At 67.3% G+C, this 13,655-nt stretch carries 10 protein-coding genes; 6 read left to right on the top strand and 4 right to left on the bottom strand.

The window, feature by feature from the left end:
- The first annotated feature begins 5 nt into the window (after positions 1 to 5).
- From tssK to tssA, 4 genes are read left to right on the top strand one after another with little or no spacing between them, the layout of a single operon-like run.
- Positions 6 to 1,352 (top strand): type VI secretion system baseplate subunit TssK, encoded by a 1,347-nt coding sequence (tssK, locus tag DXT74_RS11070; RefSeq protein WP_231138337.1) that lies wholly within the window; start codon positions 6 to 8, stop codon positions 1,350 to 1,352.
- Positions 1,342 to 2,106: a DotU family type IV/VI secretion system protein gene (locus tag DXT74_RS11075; RefSeq protein WP_081557113.1), complete on the top strand. Its 765-nt coding sequence runs from the start codon at positions 1,342 to 1,344 to the stop codon at positions 2,104 to 2,106. Before tssK ends, DXT74_RS11075 begins: the two co-directional genes overlap by 11 nt.
- The gene (locus DXT74_RS11080) at positions 2,103 to 5,954 is read left to right on the top strand and encodes a type VI secretion protein IcmF/TssM N-terminal domain-containing protein (RefSeq protein ID WP_194427949.1); all 3,852 of its coding nucleotides are present in this window, start codon (positions 2,103 to 2,105) and stop codon (positions 5,952 to 5,954) included. The genes DXT74_RS11075 and DXT74_RS11080 overlap by 4 nt, the downstream gene beginning before the upstream one ends.
- Before the next feature lie 31 nt (positions 5,955 to 5,985).
- On the top strand, positions 5,986 to 7,089 hold the full coding sequence (tssA, locus tag DXT74_RS11085; RefSeq protein ID WP_194427950.1) for a type VI secretion system protein TssA: 1,104 nt from the start codon (positions 5,986 to 5,988) through the stop codon (positions 7,087 to 7,089).
- 186 nt (positions 7,090 to 7,275) lie between these two features.
- On the opposite strand, the gene DXT74_RS11090 is transcribed toward tssA, so the two are convergent.
- The 4 genes from DXT74_RS11090 to DXT74_RS11105 form a co-directional block, all read right to left on the bottom strand.
- A complete protein-coding gene (locus DXT74_RS11090; RefSeq protein WP_194427951.1) occupies positions 7,276 to 7,941 on the bottom strand; it encodes a hypothetical protein in 666 nt (221 codons plus the stop codon).
- Between the two features lie 256 nt (positions 7,942 to 8,197).
- A complete protein-coding gene (locus DXT74_RS11095) occupies positions 8,198 to 9,559 on the bottom strand; it encodes an alkaline phosphatase (RefSeq protein WP_231138314.1) in 1,362 nt (453 codons plus the stop codon).
- 49 nt (positions 9,560 to 9,608) lie between these two features.
- Complete coding sequence (locus tag DXT74_RS11100) at positions 9,609 to 11,057, bottom strand: alkaline phosphatase (protein ID WP_194427952.1); 1,449 nt, start codon at positions 11,055 to 11,057, stop codon at positions 9,609 to 9,611.
- A gap of 272 nt (positions 11,058 to 11,329) precedes the next feature.
- On the bottom strand, positions 11,330 to 11,644 hold the full coding sequence (locus DXT74_RS11105; RefSeq protein ID WP_043633513.1) for a DnaJ domain-containing protein: 315 nt from the start codon (positions 11,642 to 11,644) through the stop codon (positions 11,330 to 11,332).
- A 316-nt stretch (positions 11,645 to 11,960) separates the two neighbouring features.
- Here DXT74_RS11105 and DXT74_RS11110 point away from each other — a divergent pair, with 316 nt between their 5' ends.
- Both DXT74_RS11110 and DXT74_RS11115 read left to right on the top strand, forming a co-directional pair.
- Positions 11,961 to 12,407: a GNAT family N-acetyltransferase gene (locus DXT74_RS11110; protein ID WP_114151961.1), complete on the top strand. Its 447-nt coding sequence runs from the start codon at positions 11,961 to 11,963 to the stop codon at positions 12,405 to 12,407.
- A gap of 319 nt (positions 12,408 to 12,726) precedes the next feature.
- On the top strand, positions 12,727 to 13,356 hold the full coding sequence (locus DXT74_RS11115) for a LysE family translocator (protein WP_043633520.1): 630 nt from the start codon (positions 12,727 to 12,729) through the stop codon (positions 13,354 to 13,356).
- Positions 13,357 to 13,655 lie beyond the last annotated feature (299 nt).

The following is a 13,655-nucleotide window of genomic DNA, read 5'->3' on the forward strand; positions in this document are numbered from 1 at the left end:
AAGCAGTGCCACAGGCAGTGTGTTGGTACGAGGGGATGCAGTTGCTGCCCCAGCATTTTCAATGGCAGGCGCTGAGGTCGGACGCGGTGTCCGCGGTGCTGGCGGCGGCGGCCCAACCGCTGTATTGGGGCGTGCTGGAGCTGGAGCTGGACGAGGCGGCGCTGGCCGGCGGCGTGGCGCGGGTGTCCGCGCTGGAGGCGGTGCTGCCGGACGGCCTGCCGCTGCGCTTTGACGCCGGCGACGGCGCGGAGCTCCGCTGCGACGTGACGGCGGCCGCGGCGGAAGCGCCGGGCCGCACGGTGACGGTCTATCTGGCGCTGCCGCCCTTGTGGCGCGCCGGCCGGCTGGATCCCGCCGCCGGGCGTTTTCGCTCGGAAAACAGCGAGGCGGTGCCGGATTTGAGCAGCGGGGAAAACCCGGCCAGCCTGACGCTGTGGCGGCCGGACATCCGCCTGGTCACCGAGGCCGAACGCGCCGACATGATCTGCTTGCCGCTGTTGCGCATCGCCCAGCAAGGCGGCGGCTTCTCCCGCCGCGCCTACGCGCCGCCGTCGCCGCGGCTGCTGCCGGACAGCCTGCTGGGGCGCAAGGTGGCGGCGCTGTGCGCCAAGGCGCGCGAGAAGTGCGTGTTCCTGAGCGGCCGTCTGCGCCAGGCCAAGGAAGCCGGCAAGGACGACGATATCGACGAAATCCGCCGCCAACTGGCGGCGCTGTGGGCGCGGCTGCCGGAAGTGGAAGCCGCGCTGGGCAGCCGCGCCGCCCATCCCGCCGCCCTGTTCGGCTTGCTGGCCGGCATGGCCGGCTCGCTGACCGCGCTGGACCCGGGCGCCGGCGCGCCGGTGTTCCCCGCCTTCAATTACCAGGAATTGCTGGCCAGCTACGAGCCGCTGCTGAACTGGTTGTCCGCCGCGCTGGACCGGGTGCGCGCCGGCTATCGCAGCCTGCCGTTCAACCGCGACGCCGAGGGCTTCTGGATTTCGCTGCCGGAGGCCGCGCGCGATAACGGGCGCTTGATCGTTGGTCTGCGCATGCCCGGCGGCGCGCCGGACTCCGCCGCCCAGCAATGGCTGGGCCAGGCCATCATCGCCTCGGAACCGCACGTGGCCACGCTGGCGCGCCAGCGCATGCGCGGCTTGTCCTTCCAGCCCTTGGACCGCGCGGAGCAAGTGGCGTACAGCGTGGGCGACGACACCCGGCTGTTCGCCTTGCTGGCCAGTGGGGACTGGCTGCAGCCGGAGCTGCTGCTGCGCATGACGCTGCCGGCCGGCGGCGCGGCGCTGGAGCCGTGGGAGGCGCTGCTTTTCGTCGCCGATCCGCGCGACGAGGCCGATGGAGAACGCCATGCTGGATAGCGCGCTGTCCCAGCCGCTGGGGGCGCTGGCGCAAGCGCCGCTGAGCGCCACTTTTGAAGACGCCTACGCCGAATGGTTGCAAGTGTTCCGGGAATTGGCCGGCGGCGGCCACAAAGCCGAAACCGCCGCCGAACTGGCGGCCGAGCAGGGCGGCTTGCTGGCGCGGCGTTTGAGCCGCGCCGCCGGCGCGCGCGTGGGCGCGGCCGGGCAAAGCCAGATCGAGGCATTGCAGTATCTGTTCGTTGCCCTGATAGACGAGCGCCTGCTGTTTGAGGACTGGCCGGGGCAGAGCCTGTGGCAGGCCACGCCGCTGGAGCAGCGGCTGTTTGGCAGCCGCGCCGCCGGCGACAAGGTGCCGGCGCTGATAGAGCGGGTGTTGCGCGAGCGCGATCCGGCCAGCCGGGACCTGGCCAACGTCTGCCTGCAAACGCTGACGCTGGGTTTCTACGGCCGGCTGCGGGGACAGGGCGGGCTGGCCCAGCACGAGGAATGGCGGCGCGAGCTGTTCGCCTTCGCTTACCAGCGCGACGCCGACATCCGCAGCCTGGCGCCGGCGCTGGAGCGCAGCAGCAATGTGCCGCCGCTGCGGCTGACGGTGCGGCGCATGCTGCCGGACGGCTTCCGGCTGGCGCTGGGCGTGGCGGCCATCCTGGTGGGTATGTCGGTGGTGGGGCACGTGTTTTGGCATGACATCGTATCGAGAGTGGAGCCCATGCTGTACCGGGGGGCGGACGGGGACGGGCAAAGCAAATGACGATACAGACCATAGTGGGCATTGTATTGCTGACCCTGTTGATCCTGCTGGCCTTGGCGGCGTTGATCTGGTGGTTGCGGCGCGAGGCCGATCCGGCGCGGCGCAGCTTCCGCGGCTCGGTGCGCCGTTTCGAGCGCGAGATCGGCGCGGAAGACCGCTACCAGACCCCCTGGGTGCTGGCGGTGGGAGACAGGGTGCGCAATGTGGAGGCGCTGTGCGCCTCGCTGCAGCTGAAGAGCGAGGGCGAGGTCAATTGGTTTGGCCGCTGGTGGTACGGCGGCGACGGCGCGGTGTTGGTGATCCCGGACGATATGTTCAGTCATCCGGAAGGCGCGTTGGCGCCGCTGTCCGCCTGGCGGCGGCTCTTGGGCGTGCTGTTGCGCAGCCGCGCCGCGCGGCCGCTGGACGCGCTGATCTGGACCGTGTCCGCCAGCCAGCTGTGGAGCGAGCACCTGGCGGTGAGCGCCGGCCTGGCCGCCGCCAAGAAGTTTGCCGATCTGCAAAGACGGCTGGGCCTGAGCCTGCCCATCTATCTGGTGGTGACCGAGACCGAACAGGCTCCGGGCTTCCTGGAGCTGGCGCAGGCGTTGCCGCGCGAAGCGCGCGACGCGATGCTTGGGTGGTCCTCGCCCTACGCCGCCAGCGCCGCCTATCAATCCGACTGGATAGAACAGGCCTTGACGCGGCTGCGGCTGACACTGAGCGAAACCATCGCCGAATTCGGCGCCCTGCAAGGCGGGATGTCCACGGATTTGTATTTGCTGCCGCGCAGCTTTGAGGCGGTGCGGGCCAATTTGCAAGCCTTGTGCGACCCGGTGTTCCGAGGCAACGCGCTGGGCGAGGCGCCGCAATTGCGCGGCATCTATTTCACCGGCGCCCAGGCCGCGCCGGAAGGCGATCTGGAAGACACCGCCGCGCTGCCGGCGCTGCCCCTGTTCGCCGGCCGGCTGCTGCGCCAGCGAGTGCTGGCGGAGCAGGGCCTGGCCCAGCCGGTGCCGCGCATCTTGCGGTTGCGCCAGCGCTGGCATCGCTGGACACTGATCGGCATGGGCCTGTTCGCCGCCTTGTGGCTGGCCGGCATCAGCTGGTATTGGCATACGGCCACCGACGACGCCGACGCGCTAGGCCGCCAACTGCGCATTCTGCAACTGGACCGGGGCGGGCCGCGGCCGGAGCTGGGCAACGACGCCGCGGCGCGCCAAAGCGTCGTCGCCTTCTGGCGCGCGCTCAAGGACGCGCCGTCGCGTCGTTTCGGCACCTTGCTGCTGCCCACCTCGCTGATGTCCCCGGTGGACGGCCGCATCGACGAAACCATCGAATACGCGTTGCGCCGCGCGGTGATGCTGCCTTTGCAACAACGGCTGCTGCGCGACGCCGAACAACTGCGGCGGCTGGGCGAAGCCGGCGCGGACAGCGTCAGCGACGACACCGCCGCGCCGGAAAAATGGCCGGCCTATCTGCTGGCACGGCAATTGACCGGCGACGCGACCAAGCTGGAACAGCGCGTCAGCCAGTTCAACCATGCGGTGCACGACGGCAACGCCACGCTTGACGAGGCGGCGGAGCTGGCCAACGGCCTGTTCGGCCTCAGCCTGCGCGCGCCGCAGAACGCCCAGCGCGACAATCTGCGCCGCATCCTGCTGTCCAGCGATCAACTGGTGGCCGCGCCCATCGACCTTGCCAAGATCCGCCCGCAAGTGGGCGATCACTTCAGCGCGCTGATGCAAGCCTGGCTTGGCCAGCTCTACACCAATCAAACCTTCGACCTTACCGCCCAGCAATTACAGAAACAGCTGTTGATGCTGGAGTCCGGCCAGGGCAACTCCTTGCCGGAACTGGACAGCGTGGCCGGTCACATCGGCCTGCTGCAAAGCCTGGTCAACGCCACCAACAGCGCCTGGAGCCGCGCCGCCGGCCAAGACCTGGTGCCAGGCTACAGCGCGATGCTGGACGGCGCGCGCCGTTCCAGCCTGATAGGCCGCGACGCGGTGGCGCGGGTAGCGGACTACTCCGCGGTGGCGCGCCAGGAATTCCGCAAGCGCTGGCTGGGCGGCGTGGGGGCGACTTCGGCGCTGCTGGCGCAAGGGCCGGCCGGCGGCCTGGAGCTGCAGGATCAGGTGCTCAAGCTGAACGTGACCCTGGCCTCGCTCTTGAAGCAGGACTTCGTCGCCAGCGCGCGGGCGCAGGGCGAGAGCGGCCCGACGGCGAGCGGGCTGGCGAATATGGACGCCGAAGCGATGGCGGCGGCGCTGCGCCATTACGACGGTTACCAGAAATACGTGGCCGGCAGCGCCGGCCTGATGCCGCCCGCCTACCGCAAGGGCCTGGAGCGCGCCTTGCAGGACAGCGCGGCGCGGGCGATGTGGAGCGCCTTGAGCGGCCGCCGCGCCGAGCCGTCGGTGGGTTTGAATGGCGGATCCATCGACGAGGGCAACGCCTTCGACGCACAGGCCAAGGCGGCCACCCCGGTATTGGCGGCGTTGGATGAACTAGCCCAACCCGCTTTCCGCGACAGCGTGCTGCGCGAGATGGACCGGCGCGCGCTGCAATCCTTGCGTCACGCGGAACGCAGCCTGCAAGGGCTGGCGGTGTACCAGCCGCTGCAAGGCAGCTTCCGCTGGTGGGACGGCTCGCGCAACGCCGGGGCCCGCGCCTTCCGCGCCGGCGGCGCGCGGGAATTGCAGCAATACCTGGGCTCTCAGCTTGAGCTGGTGGGCAATCTGGTCCAGGCTCAGGCTCCGGCGCTGAGCTGGCTGGCCTCGCACAAGTCCTCGATGTCGGTGAGCGATCAGCAACTGCAGCAACGCTGGCAAAGCGCCGCCGTCGAACTGCGCCACTACAAGGAAAAAGCCGCAAACAGCGCGCCGGCGGTGCTGGAAACCATGATCTCCAAGGATTTCAACGAGATGGACGTGGGCAATTGCCGCGCGGTGCTGGACCAGGTGGAACTGCCGGCCGCCGGCAACGTTTTCTCAGACCGCGCCCAGACCCTGGTCAGCCTGGCCAGCGACCGCTGCGGCGCTTTGCGCACCCAGGCGGGGGCCGCCGCTTACCAGAAGCTGAGCGCCTTCTTCAATCAATACCTGGCCAACCGCTTCCCCTTCGCCGCCAAGCTGAGCGCGCCGGACGCCGCGCCGGAGCGGGTGGCGGAATTCATGCGGCTGATGGACGACAGCGGCGGGCTGGCCGCCGCGGGGCTGCAGGACCTCGAGTCCGGCCAGGCCCAGGCGGCGCGGCGCTTCCTGGACGCGGCCAAGGCGGCGCGTGGCTGGCTGGGCCCGATGTTCGCCCGCGAGGGCGGCGGGCCGTGGCAGGGCGTGGACGTGGAGGTGCGCTGGCGCACCGACCGCGAGCACGAGCAGGCGGCGGACCAGGTGATCGAATGGACACTGGCCAGCGGCGGCCAGCGCTTGCGCTACCCCGGCGGCGATGGTCAGCGCCTGCACTGGAACATCGGCCAGCCGGTGACGGCGACCCTGCGCTGGGCCAAGGAGTCGCAGCAGGCGCCGGAGGAGGATTCAACGCAAAGCGGGCTGACCGTGTTCGACCGGCTGGCCAGCTGGAACTACGGCGGTCAATGGGGCTTGCTGCGCTTGCTGCGCGAGAACAACTCGCCGTTGCGGGTCAACAACGCGGAGGGCTTCAACGACGTGGGCCTGATGCTGGCTCTGCCGGTGCGCAACCCGGCGCTGCAAGGCAGCGGCAACGCGCAAATGTTCATGAGGCTGACGCTGCAAGCGCCGGGAGGCAAGAGCGGCCTGGCCGTGGCCAGCCTGCCTTACACCGCGCCGCCGTCGCCGTTCCGCACGGCAGCCAACCCGCGGCTGGCCGCGATAGAGGGCAGTTGATGCGCGCTTTGAACACCATGAGGAAACGGCCATGAGCGCCACCTTGCGTCTGGATACCCTGTTGCAACCCATCGCCGCGGACAGCCCCGGCGGCGAAGCGCTGCGCTACGCGCCGGAATACGACCAACTGCGCGAACTGCGGCGCGAGGACGACCCCAGCCTGCCCGCCGGCATCTGGGAAAGCGATTTGAAGCGGGCGGACTGGCCCGGCGTGGAACGCGTCGCCTCCGCGCTCTTGGCCGAGCGCAGCAAGGATTTGATGGTGGCGGCCTGGCTGGGCGAATCCTGGCTGCACCTGTTGGGCCTGCCCGGCCTGGAAGCGGCGTTGGCGCTGAGCGCGCAGTGTTGCGAACAGTTTTGGGACAGCCTGCATCCCTTGCCGCAGCAAGGCGATCTGAGCTTTCGCACCGGCCCGCTGGAATGGCTGGCCAAGACCTACGCCGCCACGCTGGCGGCCCAAGTGCCGCTGCTGGACGCGCCGCCGCCGCAGGAGCGGCAACCGCTGACCCTGCGGCAATGGCAGGACCTGAACCGCCGGCTGCTGGCCGGCGGCGACGAGGGCAAGCTGGAGCGCGAGCAGGCGCGCCACGAGCAGCAGAAGCTGAACGACTGGGTGCGCGCGCTGCCGCCGGCTGTGCTGGAAGATAGCCGCGGCGCGCTGGCGCGCAGCCGGCAATGGCTGGCGCGGCTGCAGGCCTGGTGCGACGAACGCATGGGCGCGGACGCGCCGTCCTACGCGCCGTTGAACCAGGCGCTGGAGCAGGCGGCGCAGGCCTTGCAGGAGCTGGCCGTGCTGCATCCCGGCCCGCCGCCGGAATTGGAGAACGCCGCCATTCACCACGCCGAAACCGCTGCGCCGCCGGCCGCCGTCGAAGCCGGCAACAGCGCGCCGCCGCCCGTTGCGGCCGCGCCGATGTTCACCCAGCGCGAGCCGCAGGGGCGGGAAGACGCTTACCGTCAGCTGCGCGGCATCGCCGACTACCTGGCGCGCACCGAACCGCACAGCCCGGTGCCCTATTTGATCTACCGAGCAGTGGAGTGGGGAGAAAAGCCGCTGCGCGAACTGCTGGCGGAACTGATAGACAGCGACGCCGAGGCGCGGCGGCTGTGGTCCTTGCTGGGGGTGTTGCCTTAGAACCTGTTTGCGATCTGCTGCGCGTCGGCGATACGGCGTTGAAAACGTCTTCGAAATGCTCATGTACCACGAGTACATTCCGCTTTTTCGCTCGTTTTCGCCTTGTCTCGCTCTAGCTCGCTAGATGGTAAACAGGCTCTTAGGCGGGCAAGCCGAGGGCCGCCCGCTTTTCCGGATGAGGCGGGCTCAGTCCAGCGTATCCATATAGTCCTTGCTGCGCAGCCGCCCGGTTTGCGCCCAGGGCAATGGCTGGCCGGCGGCCAGCGGGCGGATGTCCACGCGCATGCTTTCGCGATGGCGGCCGTCCTGCGAGCGGGACTCCACCCGCAGCGGCAGCGCCCAGCGCGTGCTCCATTGCAACTGCTTGCTATGGCCGTTGGCGGTTTTGCGATACCAGCGGCTGCCGTCCGCGCCGGGGCCGACGGTAAAGCCTTTCAGTTTTTCAATGTCCACCAGCTGGCTGGCCAGGGTCCAGGAGCCGTCGAAGCCCACGTCGCTCCATTCGCGCTGGCCCACCTGCACCAGCAGCCGCTGTTGCGGTACGGCGAATTCCAGCCGCGGCTGGCCTTTGGCGTCCAGCCACACGTGGCGGCTGGCGGCGGCGTAGTCGATATGATCGTGGCCGTCTTCCGCGCCATGATCGTGGTCATGGCCGCCGGCGCGCGCGTTCAGCCGTTCGCGCCAGACGTGTTTGCCCTGGCGGGTCAGTTTTTCCCGATAGCGTATGGTTTTTTCCACGCCGTCGTTGCCGATGGTGACGGTTTCGTAGCTGATGGTGGCCACCAGGTCCGGCACGGCGGCGCGCAGGGCCGGGGACAGGGCCAGCAAGGCTAGCGGCAGCAGGATTTTCATCGTGGTCTTTCGTCATTCGTAAAAGGAGGCTTGCCCGAGGGCAAGCCGAATGGAGTGAATCCGTGACGGCCGCGCCGGGCCTGGAACGGCGCCGGCGCGGGGGCGGGGGGTTAGAGCCTGTTTACGATTTCGCGAGCTAGAGCGAGACAAGGCGAAAACGAGTGAAAAAGCGGAATGTACTCGTGGTACATGAGCATTTTGAGCTTGTACTCACCGTGTAACGCTCCACGACGCGCAGCAGATCGTAAACAGGTTCTTACAAGCCCAGCGCGCTTTTCACCAGGCCAAACACCTTGGTGTTGTCCATCACGCCCTTGAAGCCCTTGGAGCCGGCGCCGCCGGACATCAGCATCACGTCGCCGCCGCCGTGGGTTTCGCTGGACAGGCGGATGCCGGTTTCCTGTTGGTAGTCGTCGCCCATCGCGGTGGCGGAGTCCACCGATACGCGGGTGGCCTTGCGGTTGGGGCCGTTGCCGAATACCAGCGCGGTGTAGGTGGCGCCGTCCGCGTCCTTGGATTCCTTGCCGTCGGCGTAGCCGCGCACGATGTCGTGAATGGGGTTGCCGCGCTTGGCGTAGCCGTTGATGGTCATGGTGTGGTCGTGGTCCGCGGTGACCACGATCAGGGTGTTGTTGAGGTCCACCTTGGCCAGCGCGGTCTTGATGGCGTTGTCGAAGGCGATGGTGTCTTCCAGCGCGCGCTTGGCGTTGGTGCCGTGCAGCGCGTGGTCGATGCGGCCGCCTTCCACCATCAGCACATAGCCGTTGCCGTTGCGGGACAGGGTGTCGATGGCCTTGGCGGTCATATCGGCCAGGCTGGGCTGGTTAAGATTGTTCTTCACCCGGTCCAGCTCGTAGTCCATGTGGTCTTTGTTGAAGATGCCCAGCAGTTTGCTGCCGGACTGCGGATTGAAGGCGGCCAGCTCGCTGCCGCTGCTGACCAGGGTGTAGCCCTTGGCTTGCATCTCGGTCAGCAGGTTGCGGCCGTCCGGGCGCTTGCCGCCGGAGGCGGTGGGCAGGAAGAATTTGCTGCCGCCGCCCATCAGCACGTCCAGGCCGGCGCCCAGCTTGGCGTTGTAGCCGGCGCCGCCCGGAACCGCCTGGGCGGCGATGTCGGATTCGGCGTCGCGGTGGCAGACGTGGGCGTAAGTGGCTGCCGGGGTGGCGTGGGTGACGCGGGTGGTGGTCACCGCGCCTATGGCCTTGCCCTTGGCCTTGGCCAGCTCCAGCAGGGTGGTGGCCGCTTGGCCGTTGCCGACGCCGCAATTGCCGGTGCCGTTGCTGTTGGGGTCGATGGCGCGGGTGTCGGCGGACATGGAGATGACTTCGTTGTTCATCTTCACGCCGGTCATATAGGCGGACATGGACGGCGCGCTGTCGGTGGTTTGCGCGTCGTTGGAGAAGGTTTTGACGCGGGCGGTGCGGGACAGCTGTTCCATGTTCAGCTTGCCGGCTTCGCCGTATTTGTAGATGCGGGAGGCGGTGACGGTGGTGGGGCCCATGCCGTCGCCCAGGAAGAAGATCACGTTCTTGGCTTCGCCCGCGGCCTGGGCCGGGAGCGCGTGCAGGGCGGCGGCCAGCGCGGCAACGCTCAGCAGCGGTTTCATCATCGGTTTCATTGCGGTTCTCTTGTATGGATATTTGCGTAGCGTTTGGGGGCGGCGCGGCTCAAAGCGCGGCGGCTTTCTTCACCAGGCCAAACACGTCGATGTTCTCCAGGAAGCCCTGGAAGGCGTCCGAACCCTGGCCGATGGCGCCGATGAAGACATCGGTGCCGCCGTGGGTCTCGCCGCCGGCCGGCATGCGCACCGCGGCTTCCTGGTGGTAGTCGTTGGCGGAGACCGCGGCGTCGGTCAGCGCGGTAGCGGCGTTGCGGTTGCCGTTGACGCGGTTTTCGCCGTTGCCGAAGCCGATGATGGAGTAGGGCATGCCGTCGGCGTCGGTGGCCACGCTGCCGTTGCTGTAGTTTTTCACCAGGCCCAGCACGCCGGGGTTGCTGGGGGTGGTCTTGCCGGTGCGTTGGGCGTAGCCGTTGAGCACCAGGGTGTGGTCGTGGTCCGCGGTGACCACGATCAGGGTGTTTTTCAGGTCCGGATCGCGCTGTTTCATCGCGTCGATGGCGGTCTTGATCGCCTGGTCGAAGGCCACGGTGTCCTGCAAGGCTTTCTTGGCGGTGGTTTCATGCAGGGCGTGGTCGATGCGGCCGCCTTCCACCATTAGGAAAAAGCCCTGCTTGTCCTTGCGGTCCGCCAGCATGGAGATGGCCTTGGCGGTCATCTCGGCCAGGCTGGGTTCCTTGGCGGCGTCGCGGTCCAGGTCGTAGCTCATGTGGCTGCTGGTGAACAGGCCCACTGCGCGGTTGGTCTTGGCCGGGTCCAGCGCGTTGAAGCCGGTTTTGTCCGCGGCGTAGCCGTAGCCCTTGGCTTTCAACTCCGCCACCAGGTCGCGGCCGTCGGCGCGTTTGCCGCCGGCGGCCTTGGGCAGGAAGAACTGGCGGCCGCCGCCAAACACCACGTCCACGCCGTCTTGCAGCTTGGCGTTGTATAGCGCGCCGCCCGGCACCAGTTGGGCGGCGATGTCGGATTCGGCGTCGCGGTGGCAGACGTGGGCGTAAGTGGCGGCCGGGGTGGCGTGGGTGACGCGGGTGGTGGTGACCACGCCGGTGGCCTTGCCGCCGGCCTTGGCCAGCTCCAGCAGGGTGCTGACCGGCTGGCCGTTGCCGCTGCCGCAGTTGGAGGTGAAGTCCGCGTTGGGGGATTTGGCCTGGGTGTTGGTGGACATGGAGATGACTTCGTTGTTCATCTTCACGCCGGTCATGTAGGCGGACATGGACGGCGCGCTGTCGGTGACTTGAGCGTCGTTGGAGAAGGTTTTGACGAAGCCGCTTTCCGGCAGCGTGTCCATGGTCAGCTCGCCGTCTTCGCCCACGGCATAGATGCGGGCGGCGGTGGTGGTGTTGATGCCCATGCCGTCGCCCAGGAAAAAGATTACGTTTTTGGCGACGGGGCGTAGGCCCTGGTTATTGTTGGCGGAGCCGCTGGCGGGGCCGCCGTTGCTGCCGCAGGCGGCCAGGCCGATGGCGGCCGTCACGGCCAGGGTCAGGCTAAGGATGCGCATGATGTTATGTTCCGGGCATGAAAAAAACCGGCACAGCATAGTGGGCGCATGTTTCGGACAGGAGAGGTTTTGATGAAGCTTTTGTTGCCGAGTCAACCGGGAGGGGGCTTGGGCGTTGGCGGGCTGCGCTTAGAACCTATTTATGATCTGCTGCGCGTCGGCGATACGGCGTTGAAACCGGCTTCGAAATGCTCATGTACCATTTGTACATTCCGCTTTCTCAGCCGTTTTCGCCTTGTCTCGCCTTAGCTCGCGAGATCGTAAACAGGCTCTTAGCGTTGCTTGGCGCACAGGGGCAGCAGCCGTTGATAGGCGGCGTTGATTTCCTTGCTTTTGCGTTCCGCCAGCTCGCGCAGCTCCAGGCCCAGGGCGCTGACCTTGTCCGGATGGTATTCCGCCATCCGCGCCCGGTAAGCCGCTTTGAGCTCCTCCGCGGAGCAGGGCCAGGCGATTTGCAGCACCTGGCAGGCGCGTTCGGTGTCGGAGACGGGGCGGGCCGGTGGCGTCTCCGGCCGCGAAGGACTCAGCGCCCGGCGGATCAGCCAGTAGGCCAGCAGGGCAAACAACAGCAGCGCAATCAATCGCATCGATACGGCTCCTTGGCAGAGGGCCGCCCGCGCGTGCGGACGGAATAGCAATATGGAGCGGCGGGCCGGCCGCGGGTTCCCGGCGCGGGGCCGCGGCCAGCGAAACTTTGCCGCCGGCGGGCGGTCCCATCCGACCCGGCCATGTTCTTTTAGAGTGGCTAACAACAGTCAGTGTTACGGCTGAGGCAAGGCGCGCCGACGCAGGCAGTACTTGAGTACGGCCAGTCGGCGCAACGCGGCATCAGGACTATTGTTAGCCGCTCGTAATCTAGCGCCGCCCGCCGATCCGGGGAGGAGGCGGCCCGCAAGGAAGCGTATGAGTTCCACCATCCGTCTGGCCGTCCGGGCCGACATCGCCGCGCTGTTCGATATCCGCACCAGCGTCCGGCAAAACCACCTTTCCATCGAGCAACTGGCCGGCCTTGGCATCACGCCGGAGACTATCGCCGAAACCATCGCCGCCGCGCCCTGCGCCTGGATCGCGGAGCAGGACGGCCAGCCGGCCGGCTTCTCCATGGCGGACCTGGACGCCGGCGAAGTGTTCGCCTTGTTCATCAAGCCGGAGTTTGAGGGCTTGGGCCTGGGCCGGCAACTGCTGCGCCAGGCGGAGGCCGCGCTGTTTCAGCGCCATTTGCTGATCCGGCTGACCACCGACGGCGACGAAGCCATCCGCGCCAACGGCTTTTACCAGCGCCAGGGGTGGCGGCAAGCCGGCTTGGCAGAGGGCGGAGATGTGGTGTACGAGAAGCGGCGCGGGGGCTGAACGAGGCGCGCCTCCGGCGACGAGGCTGATGAGGCGGGGGCGTGCCGGATACGCGGGCTCCCGAGCGTTTGGAGGCGCGCCGCTTGCAGGTTAAAGAGGGAGCGCTTCTTCTTTAAACGCATAAGCATAAGCCAATATGCCACTACAGCCGCGCCGGCTTTTATATTATGATGCCGGCTCTGCGTTGTTTGCCGCCCCTGTCCGCAATACCCAGTTCCCTGTTTCATGCCAAGACGCCGCGTTTCGCGCGCGCCTTCGTCGTCGACTGTTTTCGGGTGGCCGCGCCAAGTCATAGATGATAGCCGTCCTGGAGTTTTGAATGAGTTTCACCACCTTGTTGCTATATATCGTCGCCGTCAGCGCCGTGATGATCACCCCCGGTCCGTCCATGCTGCTGGCGCTCAACAACGGCGCCAGCCACGGCATGCGTATCGCCAGCTACGGCTTTGCCGGCGCGGTGTTGTCCGATCTGCTGTTGATCGCGGCCGTGGGCTGCGGCCTGGGCGCGCTGTTGCAAGCGTCGGAACAATTGTTTTCCATCGTCAAATGGGGCGGAGCCGCCTATCTGGTCTATCTGGCCTGGATGATGTGGCGCGCGCCCACTCAGGCGCTGGCGGCCAGCGCACAGAACGGCGAGGCCAGCGGGCGCGGCACGTTTTTGCGTTCGCTGGTGGTGGGCCTGTCCAATCCCAAGGGGCTGCTGTTTTTTACCGCCTTCCTGCCGCAGTTCATCCGCCAGGACCAGCCGGCGGTGCCGCAATACATGATTCTGGCCGTGGTCACCGCCAGCGTGGATTGCGTGATGATGTTCATCTACGCCTACGGCGGCCGCCATGCGATGCGCACCTTCTCCGCCCGCGTCATGGGCTGGATCAACCGCAGTTGCGCCGGCATGCTGGCGGTGTTGGCCATCGGCCTCAGCCTGTACCGCCGCAGCGATATGAGCTGAGCGCGTCGCCGCTGCGTAAGAACAAGCCCGCCGGGATCGGCGGGCTTTTTTATTTCGGTGGCGGTTTCAATAAAACCATTTCGCCAAATCAACAATTTTTGCAAGTCCGGATTACCAGAGGTTCTTTAAGCTGCGTCATAAAAGCTACGGTGCCAGACCGCGCGTCATCCGCCAAGCCCGCCTCATTTGCTCTGGAATTCGCGTAGTTGTGAATTAAGCGCCTCACAACGCATTTCACCCAGACTAGTTGAACGACGAATCTGGGCAAACGAATAGAGCGCCGCCCGTAGACCCCGCAC

The organism is Chromobacterium sp. Rain0013, from assembly GCF_015291765.1.
Taxonomy (GTDB): domain Bacteria; phylum Pseudomonadota; class Gammaproteobacteria; order Burkholderiales; family Chromobacteriaceae; genus Chromobacterium; species Chromobacterium haemolyticum.